General features: G+C 69.6%; 11 protein-coding genes and 1 tRNA gene. 7 read left to right on the forward strand and 5 right to left on the reverse strand.

The annotated features are described in order from the left end of the window. Positions 1-1,307: ABC1 kinase family protein (locus C1I98_RS21870; protein WP_111169310.1), on the reverse strand; the 1,307-nt coding region annotated here is incomplete at its 3' end. Between the two features lie 223 nt (positions 1,308-1,530). Then, positions 1,531-2,643 carry a ThiF family adenylyltransferase gene (locus tag C1I98_RS21875; RefSeq protein WP_233508060.1) on the reverse strand — a complete coding sequence of 371 codons (1,113 nt, stop codon included), beginning with the start codon at positions 2,641-2,643 and terminating at the stop codon, positions 1,531-1,533. A gap of 961 nt (positions 2,644-3,604) precedes the next feature. Here C1I98_RS21875 and C1I98_RS21880 point away from each other — a divergent pair. Both C1I98_RS21880 and C1I98_RS21885 read left to right on the forward strand, forming a co-directional pair. Continuing rightward, positions 3,605-4,120 carry a M48 metallopeptidase family protein gene (locus C1I98_RS21880; RefSeq protein WP_111169302.1) on the forward strand — a complete coding sequence of 172 codons (516 nt, stop codon included), beginning with the start codon at positions 3,605-3,607 and terminating at the stop codon, positions 4,118-4,120. Positions 4,121-4,153: 33 nt separating this feature from the next. Beyond that, positions 4,154-4,759, forward strand: coding sequence for a glycosyltransferase family protein (locus tag C1I98_RS21885; protein ID WP_111169303.1), 606 nt, complete (start codon positions 4,154-4,156; stop codon positions 4,757-4,759). Positions 4,760-4,765: 6 nt separating this feature from the next. On the opposite strand, the gene C1I98_RS21890 is transcribed toward C1I98_RS21885, so the two are convergent. The 3 genes from C1I98_RS21890 to C1I98_RS21900 are packed head-to-tail and all read right to left on the reverse strand — an operon-like array spanning position 4,766 to position 7,724. Further along, on the reverse strand, positions 4,766-5,806 hold the full coding sequence (locus C1I98_RS21890; RefSeq protein ID WP_233508061.1) for an endonuclease/exonuclease/phosphatase family protein: 1,041 nt from the start codon (positions 5,804-5,806) through the stop codon (positions 4,766-4,768). A gap of 56 nt (positions 5,807-5,862) precedes the next feature. After that, positions 5,863-6,414 (reverse strand): NUDIX hydrolase, encoded by a 552-nt coding sequence (locus tag C1I98_RS21895; protein WP_111169305.1) that lies wholly within the window; start codon positions 6,412-6,414, stop codon positions 5,863-5,865. Next, entirely contained in the window at positions 6,411-7,724 is a 1,314-nt protein-coding gene (locus tag C1I98_RS21900) for a zinc-dependent metalloprotease (protein ID WP_233508062.1), read from the reverse strand. Before C1I98_RS21900 ends, C1I98_RS21895 begins: the two co-directional genes overlap by 4 nt. Positions 7,725-7,803: 79 nt before the next feature. On the opposite strand from C1I98_RS21900, the gene C1I98_RS21905 reads away from it, so the two are divergent. The 5 genes from C1I98_RS21905 to C1I98_RS21925 all read left to right on the forward strand — a co-directional run bounded on the left by C1I98_RS21905 (position 7,804) and on the right by C1I98_RS21925 (position 13,893). Next, entirely contained in the window at positions 7,804-8,877 is a 1,074-nt protein-coding gene (locus C1I98_RS21905) for an NAD-dependent epimerase/dehydratase family protein (protein ID WP_199537111.1), read from the forward strand. Between the two features lie 74 nt (positions 8,878-8,951). Next, complete coding sequence (locus tag C1I98_RS21910; RefSeq protein WP_111169308.1) at positions 8,952-9,377, forward strand: molybdenum cofactor biosynthesis protein MoaE; 426 nt, start codon at positions 8,952-8,954, stop codon at positions 9,375-9,377. Between the two features lie 29 nt (positions 9,378-9,406). Then, complete coding sequence (locus C1I98_RS21915; protein ID WP_111169309.1) at positions 9,407-10,453, forward strand: YlbL family protein; 1,047 nt, start codon at positions 9,407-9,409, stop codon at positions 10,451-10,453. 325 nt (positions 10,454-10,778) lie between these two features. Further along, the gene (locus tag C1I98_RS21920) at positions 10,779-13,760 is read left to right on the forward strand and encodes a UPF0182 family membrane protein (protein WP_199537110.1); all 2,982 of its coding nucleotides are present in this window, start codon (positions 10,779-10,781) and stop codon (positions 13,758-13,760) included. 56 nt (positions 13,761-13,816) lie between these two features. Continuing rightward, positions 13,817-13,893: transfer RNA gene (locus tag C1I98_RS21925), tRNA-Met, on the forward strand. The last annotated feature ends 598 nt before the right edge of the window (positions 13,894-14,491 follow it).

Here is a 14,491-nt window from a genome sequence, read left to right on the forward strand (position 1 = left end):
GGGTCGTTGGTGAAGCCGGGGACCCAGGCGATCACCTCGTCGCGGAACCGGGCCGTGGTGCCGAGCTGGCAGAGCACGCCCACCCCCGCCGCGTGGACCCGGTGGATCAGGACGTAGGACGGGGGCAGGTTGAGCTGTCTGACCACGTTGTTCGGGCGCAGGTCGGTCACCATGGCCGCCTGCCGTTGCAGCCACTCGCGGCTGAAGGTGAACTCCTCCACCGCGGTGGGCTCGATATAGGGCGCGAGGAACCCGCGCAGTGCGTCGGGGTCGATGGTGATGTGCTCGCGGATGAAGCCCTCCGCGCGCAGCCCGGCCACGACCGATTCCATGTCGCCCTGGTTGAAGATCCGGGTCAGGGTGCCGAAGACGGGCGGGTAGCCGTCGGGCAGCCGGTTGACCGCGCCGAAGTCGAGGACGCCGAGCCGGCCGTCGGGGGTGATGCGGAAGTTGCCGGGGTGCGGGTCGGCGTGCAGCATGCCGACCCTGGCCGGGGAGCAGAACAGGAACCGCACCAGCAGCAGCCCGGCCCGGTCGCGCTCCTCCTTGGTGCCCTCGGTGATGACCCGGGACAGCGGCGTGCCGTCCATCCACTCGGTGACCAGCACCTGCTCGTTGACCGCGATGACGTCGGGGACGTGGAAGTCGGGGTCGCCGGCGAACTCGCCCGCGAAGGCGTGCTGCGCGTCGGCCTCGTTGAAGTAGTCGAGCTCCTCGGCGATCCGGTCGCGCAGCTCGCCGAGCAGCGGCTTGATGTCGAGCCCGGGGAGCAGCACGCCGAACAGCTTGCCCACTCTGGCGAGCTGGTTGAAGTCGGCGAGCAGCGCCTTGCCCGCGCCCGGGTACTGGACCTTCACGGCGACCGCCCGGCCGTCGTGCCACACCGCCCGGTGTACCTGGCCGATCGACGCGGCGGCGGTTGGCCGGTCGTCGAACGACAGGAAGTTGTCGCGCCAGTCGTCGCCGAGTTGTTCGGTGAGCACCCGGTGGACCACCGGGGCGGGCAACGGGGGAGCGGCGTCCTGAAGCTTGGTGAGCGTGGCGCGGTACGGGCCGGCTATCTCCGGGGGGAGGGCCGCCTCGAAGATGGACAACGCCTGGCCCAGCTTCATCGCCCCGCCCTTGAGCTCGCCGAGGACCTTGAAGACCTGGTCCGCGGTGCGCTGCTGGATCTCCTGAGCGACGATCTCCGCGGACTTCCCGCCGATGCGTTTGCCGAGGCCGAGGGCCGTACGCCCGGCGAACCCGAGGGGGAGGGTCGCCAGCTTGGCCGACCGCGTCACGGCGCGGCGGGGAAGGTCACTCACCTGTCTGCGCGGTGTCACGGCGATGGATCTCGGGCACCGACACCACTACCTCCCTTCGCTACTCGCCCTGACGACGTTTCGCCTGAAGGAGGCCCGCCCGGATGGCGGGCCGCCGGGCGTGGCGGCGCGGGCATCCGGACGCACCGGCGGGCATCGGCCGCGCTCTGGGGGCGCGCCGGCCGTGAGCCCGATCAGGCTCCGATCGTCGATGCGACCATTCTTGCTAATGCAACTGGTTTCGGGAACAACGACATTGCGGGTGGACACTCCAGGATCGCCGTCGCCAGCCCCATATCTGCAAGACATCGAGTGTGCCGTTGGTCACAATGCTCTTCTTCTCGTCGATCCATGACAACGCCTGACCGGCCGCGGTGGCGGCGACGATCGTGGCGGTCACCGTGTCGCAGGCGACCTCTCCGGCGGGGTATCCGCCGAGCCGTGCGCTCACCGTCGGCCAGGCCGGGTCGCGGTCGCGGCGGGCGAGGTCGAGGCAGCGCAGGCACGCGGTCAGCCCGGGCTGGACCAGCGGGCCGATCACGCCAAGGCCCTCGAACGCGCTGACCAGCAGGTGCGGAATGCCGGCCTCCGCCAGATCGGCCACCAGGATCTGGTCGAGCGGCTCGACGGGGGCCAGGATCGCCAGGTCGGGGCGGTGCGCCCGGTCGGCGGGGTGGGAGGCGAACGCCGAGGTCCAGGCGTTGATGCCGGGGGCGACGGCGCGGGCGCTGGCGACCGCGCCGTCGTGGCGTGGCGCGCCCACCGCCGACCAGCCGAGGCCGCCGGGGACGACGTCGCGCGGGCGGGCGATGGCCGTGTCGCCCACGCACAGGTTGCCCACCCCGGAGGCGGCGAGGAGCACCGCGATCTGGGCGCCGACGCGGCCCGCGCCGTATACGCGGACGTGCGCCGCGCGCCGCCGCTCCATCACGGCGGCCCCGCCGTCGGTGGTCTCGGGGTGCAGGGAGAGCGCGTCGAGATCGGCTTGCAGCCGGTCGCGCTCGGCCAGGCTGAGCGAGGTCAGCGGCGGCGGGAACGCCGCGTCGTCGAGAACGCCGCGCTGCGCCAGCATGCCGATGAGCGTGCGGGCCTGCTCCTCGGCGAGCCCTTCCTTGGCGGCGTCGGCGACGACCTGGCGCAGCTCGCGCGTGCCGTCCAGGCCCTCGATCACCCGCAGCACCGGCGGCTCCAGATCGTGGAGCACCGACGCGCGCTGCGGATGCAGCCCGAACTGCAACGTCCGCGGGTCGCGGGCGACCCTCCGCAGGGCCGCCTTCAGCCGGGGCCGCCGCACCTCGCGAATGCCGCCGGCCTCGTGCGCACGCTGGTGAGTGGACACAGTGCTCCTCCCTGATCGACGTCGTGACGATGGGCCGCGCGCCGACCGGCCTTCGAGCGGTCGCATTTCGCGGCGAGCCGCCAGCATCGCATGCCTCGGGGCACTCGCGAGCCGACCAACCCCCAACCTGTGGATAACTCCATAAGCCCAGCTCACGGGCTGTGGATAACGCCGGGAGGCGGCAGATCAAGGGGCATATCCCATAAGATCGGGCATGCCGCCCCGAGGGGTGGGCGCTGCCCGAGGGCGGGCGCTGTAGGTGTTCCGATGACGCCGGGACTTGCGATTCATGGGCGTCCAGATTGATCCGGGAGCATCCGGAATCGCCAGGACGGAGGCGAATGCCGAGCAAGCCGTCTTCTCCGCGCTCATCGCCACTTGTTGTCATGACACTACTTTCCGCAGTCATGTCAGTGTGGTTCAGCGCGGTTCAGGATGGCTCGGCCGGTGAAACCAACAGCGCGAAACCCGCGTGCGAAACCAACGGCGCGAATCCGGCCGGATCGAGCGTGCGCTGATCGGCCGCTCGGATCTTTCTCCGGGCCGGGGTCCGGGGGCCGGCGCAAAGATCTGTCCCCATCGCCGGTCCGGGCTCTTTGAGCCGCTACTTCCGCGCCTGATCGCGATTCACCATAGGTTCCGATGATGTACGCGGATGCGCCACACAGATCATCTTCCCGATGGCTACGATCAAGCAGCGAGTCGGTGTCCAGGTGATCGAAGATGTCCGTGGCCTGCGGCGGCACGCCCGCCGTACACCGACCTGAATTGATCAAGGGGGTGGCGCGGAGCGGACCGGATCATTCACGACGGGGCCGGGACTCGGGTAACTCGGAGGTTTTGGCAAATGTCCCGTCTATAGCGATCTGGTGTGGTTGAACATTGAGCGAACGCGGACTGACCAGCGAGAACAGCACTTACCCCCTGTTGGAATTTCCCTTCTCTCGGCTACCGTGCATATGTGCCCCCCGAGACAGTCGAGGTCCGTCGTAGTTCTCGTCGCCGCCGGACCGTCTCCGCGTACCGTGACGGCGACAAGACGATCGTCTTGCTGCCCGCCGGGCTCAGCCGTACCGACGAGGAACAGTGGGTGCGCAGAATGCTCGACCGCCTGGCCGCCAAGGAGCAGCGCAGGCGGCCTTCCGACGCCGAATTGCTGGCGCGGGCACGAGATCTTTCGGCGCGCTACCTCGACGGCAAGGCCGACCCCGTGAGCGTGCGCTGGGTCGAGAACCAGCGCCACCGCTGGGGGTCGTGCACCCCCGACCACGGCACCATCAGGATCTCCACCCGGCTGCGGGGCATGCCCTCCTGGGTGGTCGACTATGTGATCATTCACGAGCTCGCGCACCTGCTCGTGCCGAGCCACGGTCCGGCGTTCTGGGCGCTGGTCGAGCGTTACCCCAGGTCCGAGCGCGCCCGCGGCTACCTGGAGGGCTTCTCCGTCGCCTCGCAGGGCTCGGCCGAGGAATACTGACCCGGCAGGCCGTACGGCGATACGCTGCCAGGCGTGCAGCGAATCGCGGCCGTACTGGTCACCCCCTCGACAGGACAAGCCGCGCCGCCGGGCGTGGACGCCGGCGCCTTCCTCCGCGCCGTCGCGGAAGACACCTACGAGATCGCCGCGGGGCTGGAACTCGTCACACCCGCCGTGGTGAGCAGCGTCCCCGGCATCGAGGACATCACCTGGCCGGGCACACCGGTGGTGAGCGTGCCTCCACTCGACGGCGCCGACCTGGTCAGAGCCGCCTTCGAGGGCATCGCGAAGGTCGCGCCGGAGGCCGGGGAGGCGGTGCTGATCAGCGCCGACGCGCCTGATCTGCCCTCCCTGCTGATCGGCAAGCTGTTCCGCGCGCTCGGCCGGGCCCAGGTCTCGGTGTGTCCCGCCCACGGCGGCGGGGCGGTCGCGCTGGCCGCGCGCCTGCCGTACCCGGAGTGGGCCGACGGCGGGATGGACGCGCCCGATGTCGTCACGGCCCTGCGGGCCGCGGCCCCCGACCGCCGGGCGGTCGCCACCGGGCCGGGCTGGCACCGGTTGCGCCATCCCGGCGACCTGAGCCTGCTCGACCCCGGCCTCGAAGGCTGGGAGAACACCCGCGAGCTGCTGTCAGGGTGAGCGCGCTCAGCCGGTCGGCAGGGTGAGTTCGGCGAAGACGGCGCGGTGGTCCGTGCCCCGCACGGTGTGGATGCTCACGGTACGCACGCCCGCCCGCCGGTCCACCAGAACGTGGTCGATGGTGATGATCGGCGGAACCCGCCGGTTCGCGGGCCAGGTCGGCGTGAGTCCTTCGCCCGTCTGGTCCGCCGCGTCGACGTATCCGCGCGCCAGCAGGCGGCGCAGCATCGCGTGGTCGAGGCTCGCGTTGAAGTCGCCGGCCAGAACCCGCACGGTGTCCTCTGCGGCGGCGGGCAGCCCGTCGAGCCCCGCCGTCCACTTGGGCACCTGGTCCCCGATCGGCGGTACCGGATGCACGTTGACGACCTGGACCGGGGCGCCGCCGGGGAGGGCCACGTCCGCGACGGGCATCTTGTGCTGAACGGGCCGGAAAAGGTTTGTCACCGGTGTGAGGGGATGTCTGGCGTAGATCCCGCCTCCACTGGCACCCCACTCCGCCTGCAGATACCTGTGCGGCATCAGGCGGGCCAGCCCCGCCGCGTCCAGGGCCTGCACCCCACGCGGAGTGAGCTCCTGCACGCTGATGATGTCGGGATCGAGGCGGTCTACCAGAGCCAGCACCCCGGCCGGGTCGGCCTGCCCGTACAACATGTTGATCGACAGGACCTTCAGCGTCCGTCCGGCGGACGCGGCGTGCGCCGAGCCGATCGCCCGCGGCAGCACGCTGAATCCGAGCGTGGCGGCCGTCACGACCGCAACGGCGGTCGCGATCTTGCGCCGGGACATCGCCGCGAGGAGCACCGCCACCAGCGAGGCCGCCGCCGCGTACGGCGTCGCGGTCATGATCTGTGTGGGGAGCGACCCTCGTTCCAGGCCTGCGATCCGCGCCACCGCCCAGACCGCGAACGGCGCCACCACAATCCATGCCAATGTTCGTGGAACGTGCCAGACGCGACGCCGCCGCCGCGGCGTGACGATCACGCCTCCGACCGGCTCCCCGGCCTTCCCCTTGGTGAGATCCACGTCTGTGGTGCCCCATTCGTTCACGAACCCGGCTCCGCGCCCTCTGTGACGGACCCTAGCGAGCAGGGTGTGAAAACGGGTTAAACGCCTGCACCGCGCAGGCGCTCCCTGGCCCTGAGGGCCAGCCTGCGGGTCGCCTCGTCGGTCGGCTCCGGAATCTCCAGCACCGGGAACCACCGCAGGTCCAGGGACTCGTCACTGATCACCGGCGCACTGCCCGCGGGGGCCACCGCGCCGAACTCCACGTCCAGGTGCCAGCTCCGCGGCGGATGACACCACACCTCGTGCCGATCCAGCGCGAGCGGTCCCGGCAGGAGCCGCAGCCCCGCGATGCCGGACTCCTCGGTGGCCTCGCGCAGCGCGCAGGCCTCGATCGAGGCGTCGTACGGCTCGCAGTGCCCGCCCATCGGCAGCCACTTGCCCGCCTTGGGGTGGAGGGTGAGCAGCACCTGCTCACCGTCGTGGGAGAGCACCGCCGTGGTGGCGGTCAGATGCCCCGGCGCGCATGTGCGCCACATGGCGTCGTCATGGGTCTCCAGGTGGCGCAGGAACTCCTTGCGCAGAGCCTCCTCCTCGTCGCTGGGGGCCGCCCAGCCGGAGAGGACGGCATGCGCGTCCTGGTGCAGGGTCACTTGCCGTCGCCCGCGTCCTTGGGGCCTTCCCCGGTCTCGTCGCCGGTGTCATCACGGGTGTCGTCGCGGGTGTCCTTCTCGCCCTGCTCCAGCGTCGAGAGGTCGAACTGGACACCGCCGCTGACGAACGAGGCGGGGTCGTCCAGATCCTCCGCGCGCGGCATCAGGTCCGGGTGTCCCCACACGGCGTCGCGGCCGTCGAGCCCGCGGGCCTCCTCCAGCGCCGCCCACAGCGCCGCGGCCTCGCGCAGCCTGCGGGGACGGAGTTCGAGACCCACGAGGGTGCCGAACGTGCGCTCGGCGGGGCCGCCGGTGGCCCTGCGCCGGCGTACCGTCTCGGCCAGGGCCGCGGCGGAGGGCAGCTTGCCGCCGGCCGCCTTGTCCACGACGGTGGCCACCCAGCCCTCGACCAGGGCCAGCATCGTCTCCAGCCGCGCCAGCGCGGCCTTCTGCCGCTCGGTCTCCTCGGGCTTGAGCAGCGCACCGCCGCTCAGCGCCTGCTGGAGCTGCTCGGGGTTGTTGACGTCGAGCCCGCGAAGCTGCTCCTCCAGCGCGGAGACGTCGACCGTGATGCCCTTGGCGTACTCCTCGACCGCGCCCAGCAGGTGGGCCCGCAGCCAGGGCACGTGCTTGAACAACCGCTGGTGCGCGGACTCACGCAGGGCCAGGTAGAGCCGGATCTCCTCGGAGGGCAGCTCCAGGCCCTCGCTGAAGGAGGCGATGCCGCCCGGCAGCAGGGCCGCGGTGCCGGACAGAGGCAGGCCGATGTCGGTGGAGCCGACGACCTCACGGGCGAGCGACCCGAGGGCCTGCCCGATCTGGCTGCCGACCATCATGCCGCCCATCTGCTTCAGCATGCCCATCAGAGGCCCGGCCATGGACTGGGCCTCGGCGGGCAGCCCGGCCGAGCCGAGGGTGCCCCCCATCGTCTCGACCATCCGCGCCGCGATCGGGTCACAAAGCTTTTGCCAAACCGGGACGGTCTTTTCGATCCACTCCGATCGGCTCCACGCCGCCGGCGCGTCTACGCCGCTCGGGAGCGTGGTCGTCTCGTTGAGCCACAGGTCGGCGAGATTGAGCGCGTCGAGGATCTGACGGCGCTCACCCTCCATGACGCTCGGATCACCCTCGGCCACTACGGCGTGTCGGGCGATGTTCTTGGCCATGTCCCAGTTGACTGGGCCTGAACTCGGCGGTGCGGAGAGCATGTCGGCGAACTGGCGCATCGCGGCGGCGATCTGTTCAGGGTTGCCGAACATCGCGAACGGGTTGTCGTTTGGGTCGTTTTCACGACCTGGCAGGTCAGTCACCGGTCTACCTCGGGCAGGATGGAGGAGTCCACATCCGCCACGTTATCCGTCGAGGGGCGGATCAGTGCAAAGTGAGGACCTGGTGCCTACCTCGAATCGCCACCGGTCACCGGTCATCGCCGTCACGGGCGCTGCCGGCGGACTGGGCCGGGCGTTCCTCGCCCACGTGGCCTCGTCTGCGGATTTCCGCAGGGTCGTGGCCATTGATGAGCAACGCGGTGATGTGTCCGATGTCACCTGGCGGGTCATCGACGTGCGAGATCCGCTCTTGGCGAACCGGCTCTCCGACATCGACGTCCTCGTCCACCTGTCCGCCGAGTACGCGCTCGACGCCGACCCGGCCGAGCGGCGGGCGTACAACCTGCGCGCCGCGCAGACCGTGCTCACCGCCAGCGCCGCCGCGCGGGTGCGCCGCGTCGTCGTGGTGACCAGCGCGATGGTGTACGGCGCGGCGCCCGACAACCCGGTGCCGCTCCCGGAGGACGCGCCGGTCACCGCCGAGCCCGACACCGGCATCGTGGGCGACTACCTGGAGATCGAGGCGCTGGTCCGGCGTTCCCTGCGCAGTCACCCCGGCCTTGAGGTCACGGTGGTACGGCCCGCGGCGGTGGTCGGGCCCGGCATCGACACCGTCGTCACCCGGCACTTCGAGGCGCCCCGGCTGCTGACGGTCAAGGGCTGCGACCAGTACTGGCAGTTCTGCCACATCGACGACCTGGTGACCGCCCTCGAACTGGCCGCGCTCGGTACGGTGACCGGCACGGTCGTCGTCGGCTGCGACGGCTGGCTGGAGCAGGAGAAGGTCGAGGAGATCTCCGGGCTGCGGCGCTTCGAGCTGCCCGCCGCGCTGACCTTCGGCACCGCCCAGCGCCTGCACCGGCTCGGCATCACGCCCGCCCCCGCGACCGACCTGCACTACGTCGTCTACCCCTGGGTGGCCGACGGCGCGTCACTGCGGGCGGCAGGCTGGAAGCCGGCCTGGACCAACGAGGCGGCCCTTGAGCAGTTGCTCGAACTGCGTGAGGGCAAGCACGCCGTGGTCGGCCGCCGCCTGTCCGGCAAGGAGGCGACGATCACCGCGGCGGGCGCCACCGTGGCGGTGATCGGCACCGCGGCGATCGTGCGCAGGGCCCGGCGGCGACGACGGCTGTAGCGCCACGCCATGTGCGGCGGGCGCAGGCGGGCGCGTCTGGAGAGCGCCGGGGGAGACGGTTGTAGGCTCGGGACGTGGATGCCATCCGGTTGCTCGGGATACGCGACAGCCCGTTGTCGGTCGATGAGGTGTTCGCCGCCGTCGGTGACGTCTCCGCGGGGGGCACCACGCTTTTCGTCGGCACGGTCCGCGACCATGACGGCGGCAAACCGGTGGTCAAGCTTTCCTATTCGGCTCACCCGACCGCCGAGGCGGAACTGCGGCGGGTCGCCGAGAAGGTCGCCGCCGACTTCCCGGTCTCCGCGCTCGCCGCGGTCCACCGCACCGGAGACCTCTCGCTCGGCGACATCGCGGTGATCGTCGCCGTGGCCTGCCCGCACCGCCAGGAGGCGTTCCAGGCCGCGAGGCGTCTCATCGACGATCTCAAGAGCGAGGTCCCGATCTGGAAGCATCAGATGTTCGCCGACGGCACCACCGAATGGGTCGGCGCCTGCGAATGACCCGACGTTTCAGCGCATAGGCTGCGTTCATGTCCCGACGCACGCTGACCCTGATGGTGGCGGCCATGCTGACGCTGATGCTCGGCGTTGCGGGCGCCATGCTGCCGGTGCCGTACGTCGTGCTCAGCCCGGGGCCCACCGAGGACACCATCGGCAAGGTCAAGGGCAAACCGGTCATCTCCATCGAGGGTCGCCAGACGTACCCGACACAGGGCAAGCTAAGCCTGGTGACCGTGGCCTACCAGGGTGGTCCGGGCACCCGCATCGACCTGCTCACCGCGTTGCGCGGCTGGGTCGACCCGAGTATCGCGGTGGTCCCGGAGGAGACGATCTTCCCCAAGTCCAGTACGGCGGAGCAGGTCGAGGAACAGAACATCCAGGACATGACCAACTCCCAGGACGACGCGACCGCCGCCGCCCTGACCGAGCTGAAGATCCCGTACACGTCGGTGGTGGCCGTGATGTCGGCGGAGAAGGGCAAGCCCGCCGACGGCAAGCTCAAGCCCGGCGACGAGATCACCGCGGTGGACGGCACGCCCGCCAAGGACGTGGAGAAGGTCGCCGAGAAGGTCCGTTCCCGTAAGGCGGGCGAACAGGTCTCGATCGGCGTCACCCGGGACGGCAAGCCGCTCACCGTGCCGCTGACCACCGTCAAGGGCGTGGACGGCAAGCCGATGGTCGGCATCGTCATGCAGGCCAAGTTCAAGTTCCCGTTCAAGGTCTCCATCAACGTGGGCGACGTGGGCGGGCCGAGCGCGGGGCTGATGTTCTCCCTCGGCATCATGGACAAGCTGACCCCCGGCGCGATGACCGGCGGCAAGTTCGTCGCGGGCACCGGCACGATCACCCCGGAGGGGCGCGTCGGGCCGATCGGCGGCATCCAGCAGAAGATGGTCGGCGCGCGTAAGACCGGGGCGACGCTGTTCCTCACTCCGGCGGGCAACTGCGACGAGGCCCTGAAGGCCGTACCGCAGGGGATGCGTCTGGTGAAGATCGAGACGCTGCACAGCGCGGTCCGGGCCCTCGACATGGTGCGTACCGGCACCGGCACCCTTCCCGCCTGCACGGCGAACTGACCACCCACTGGTCTGCCGGGCCTGCTCACTGTTGAGAGGTGCGCGGCTCAGGTTGTCCACAGGCTGGGTCGCTCAGTGGTCGTGATCAAGGTTTATCCACAGAATCCGGTTCGGTGTCCGCTCGCATCTCGCGACCTGACGTACGGTTACTGACCAGGCCCTTCCCTCCGATGCCCGGCCCGGGCACTCATGACGAGCTCGGGGCGTTGGGCCTAGTGGTGGAGCATCGTGCCCTGAGCGCGCCCGAGCGGTGCGCGGCGGGCGCCGCGCCACCGGTGTAGGTTGCCAGACACGGACCGTTGCTTATGACGACAAGGGGTTGGCCTTGAGCTTCCGGACCCCCGGAGCCGGCAGGGCGATGCGCCTGCCCCGCCGGCCGCGCCTCCTGCTGCCCGTCGTGATCGCACTTGTGGCGATCGTGGCGTTGTTCTTCCTTTTCTCCGGTGTTTACACCGACTTCCTGTGGTTCGACGCCGTCGGGTACACCTCGGTGTTCTCCAACGTGCTGTTGACCCAGATCTTGCTGTTCGTCGTCGGCGGCCTGCTCATGGTGGCCATCGTCGGCGGCAACATGATGCTGGCCTTCCGGATGCGCCCGATGTTCGGGCCGTCGATGTTCGGCGGGTCGAGCGGAGCGGACCGATACCGGATGGCCGTCGATCCGCACAGAAAGCTGATCTTCTGGATCGGCATGGCGGTGCTCGCCCTGTTCGCCGGGTCCACGATGGCCGGCCAGTGGGAGACCTGGCTCCAGTTCGTCAACGCCACACCGTTCAACGACATCGACCCGCTGTTCGGGATGGACAAGTCGTTCTTCGTCTTCACCCATCCGTTCCTGCGGATGCTGCTGACGTTCCTGTTCACGGCCGTGGTGATCTCGACCGCGATGGCCGCCATCGTGCACTACCTGTACGGCGGGTTCCGGTTCCAGTCGCCGGGCGTACACGCCTCGCGCGCGGCCCGCGCCCACCTGTCCGTGCTGGTCGGCGTCTTCGTCCTGCTGAAGGCGGTGGCCTACTGGATCGACCGGTTCGGCCTGGTCTTCTCCGACCGCGGGTTCGTACACGGCGCGTCCTTCACCGACGTCAACGCGGTGCTGCCGGCCAAGAACATCCTGGCCATCATCTCGCTGATCTGCGCCCTGCTGTTCTTCGCCGGGGTGATCCGGCCGGGCGGCATGCTCCCCGGCGTCGCCTTCGGCCTGCTCGTGCTCTCCGCGGTGCTGATCGGCGGCGTCTACCCCGCCCTGGTGGAGCAGTTCCAGGTCCGGCCCAACCAGCAGGCCCGGGAGGCGGCGTTCATCTCGCGCAACATCGAGGCCACCCGAAAGGCGTACGGCGTCGACAAGAGCGAGGTCATCGACTACAACGCGCAGGGCGACCCGAGCAAGGTCGACTTCAACTCCGACTCCTCCATCTCAGGGGTGCGGCTGCTCGACCCCAACCTGGTGTCCAAGACCTACCAGCAGCGCCAGCGCATCCGTGGTTTCTACGACTTCCCCGACCAGCTCGACGTCGACCGCTACCGCGACTCCGCGGGCAACATGCGCGACACGGTCGTGGGCGTGCGCGAGCTGATCGGTCCGCCCCGTGAGCAGGACAACTGGATCAACCGACACCTGGTTTACACCCACGGCTACGGCATCGTCGCCGCGCCGGGCAATGAGGTCGACTCCGAGGGCCTGCCCGACTTCGAGGCCAAGGACATGCCGGTGACCGGCCCGCTGGTGGACCGTACCGGCCTTAAGGAGCCGCGGATCTACTTCGGCGAGAACTCCTCGACCGAGTACGTGATCGCCGGCGGCGACCCGAAGGTCAGGCAGGAACTCGACTACCCGGAGAGCGGCGGCACCGGCCAGGAGAACACCACCTACCAGGGCAAGGGCGGCGTCGCGATCGGCTCGTTCTTCAACCGCATGCTCTACGCGGCGAAGTACAGCGAGATCAACCTGCTGCTTTCCGGCGACGTCAACGACAAGTCGCAGATCCTGTACGTCCGCAACCCGCGCGAGCGCATCGAGAAGGTCGCGCCCTTCCTCCGGGTGGACGCCAACCCCTACCCGGCGGTCGTGGACGGGCGCGTGGTGTGGATCGTGGACGCATACACCCTGTCCAACGACTACCCCTACTCGCAGAGCCGCAGCTTCGGCGACATGGTCCGCGACACGGCCACCGACACGCGGGCCATCGCCCAGCAGCCGCGCGACCACATCAACTACATCCGCAACTCGGTCAAGGCCACGGTCGACGCCTACGACGGCACCGTCAACCTCTACGCCTGGGACTCCCAGGATCCGCTGCTGAAGACCTGGAGCAAGGCCTTCCCGGGCATCGTCAAGCCGACCGCTCAGATGAGCCCGGACCTGCGCTCCCACCTGCGCTACCCGGAAGACCTGTTCAAGGTCCAGCGTGACGTGCTCGCCCGCTACCACATCGAGGACGCCCGGGCCTTCTACAGCGGCCAGGACTTCTGGAACGTCCCGAACGACCCGTCCCTGAGCGACAGCGACGTCAAGCAGCCGCCCTACTTCCTGTCGGTCAAGATGCCCGGCGCCTCAGCGCCCTCCTTCTCGCTGACCACGACCTTCGTGCCACGCCAGGGTCCCAACCTGGCGGCGTTCATGGCCGTCGACGCGACGGACGGCGGTGACTACGGCAAGCTGCGCATCCTGCGCATGCCGTCCAACACGACGATCCCGGGGCCGGGGCAGGTCCAGAACAACTTCACCAACAAGTTCTCCGGTGAGCTCAACCTGCTCGGGCTGGGCAATGCCAAGATCCGCTACGGCAACCTGCTCACCCTGCCCTTCGCCAACGGCCTGGTCTACGTCGAGCCGGTGTACGTCCAGACGGCCGCCGCCTCCGGGCAGGAGCCCTACCCGATCCTGCGGCGTGTCCTGGTCGCCTACGGCAACAAGGTCGGCTCGCACGACACCCTCGAAGGGGCCCTGGAACAGGTCTTCGAGGGCGCGGCGGCGCAGCAGCCCAACAACCAGCAGCAACAGCCTACGGAGACCAATCGGGCGGCCCAGCTCAACGCGGCCATCGACGAGGCCCGCAAGGCGTACGACGACGCCAAGAAGGCCCTGTCCGCCGACCCGCCCAACTGGGTGGAGTACGGCAAGGCCCAGCAGCGCCTCCAGGACGCCCTGAACCGCCTCCAGTCGGCCAAGCCGAGCACGGCGACACCCCCGGCCACTGGGCCGACCACAACGCCGTCTCCGGCCCCGACGACCTCGACCACGCCGACCGCACCACCACCCACTCCGGCGTCGACGGGCAGCCCGTCGACATCGGCCGCCTCCTGAGCCTGAACCGATTTGCGTCCGCCCCGTTAGCCCGATAGTCTTTAGACACAACGCAACGCGGGGTGGAGCAGTTCGGTAGCTCGCTGGGCTCATAACCCAGAGGTCGCAGGTTCAAATCCTGCCCCCGCTACCAAGGAAAACCCTCGGGCCTTCGGGTCCGGGGGTTTTCTCGTTTCTAAGGGCGATATGCGCCTTGGGGAAGGCCCCGTAAATCCTGGCATTCTCCGGGAATTTCTAGCATTCGCCTCTCTGGGTGGGTGCCTCATGCGGTGACGGGGGTGCGTGGCACCCTCCAGGAAGCGGCACAGCGGCTCTGGGGGCGCGGGGCGGTCAACGCGGCGGTCGGAATAAGGGCGGGCAGGTCCGCCGCCGCTCAGCGGGCCACAGGGGATGAAGGCGATCCTTCCGCGCCCCGCAGGTGGCCCGGCGAGGCACCAGTTCTCTCGATGCGGGATGGCCGGGGCGTTGCGGCCCGGCGGCCGTTTCCGACGCGGGGTGGGTGTGGCCTTATGATCCGGTGACCGTTCCGGATGCCGGGCGGCGAGGTTGTAGTGGTGGGCCGTGTTTCCGATGCCCAATGGCCAGGGGGCGTGGTGCAGCGTCCGTTTATCGATGCTGGGTGGTCGGAGGGTGGTGGTCCGGTGCTCGTTCCCAATGCCGGGTGGCGTGGTTGCGGTGGCCGCCTGCCTGTTTCGGTACGGGGTGGTCGGGGTCCACTGCCTGTTCCCGAT

The organism is Spongiactinospora gelatinilytica (assembly GCF_003236385.1).
GTDB lineage: Bacteria > Actinomycetota > Actinomycetes > Streptosporangiales > Streptosporangiaceae > Spongiactinospora > Spongiactinospora gelatinilytica.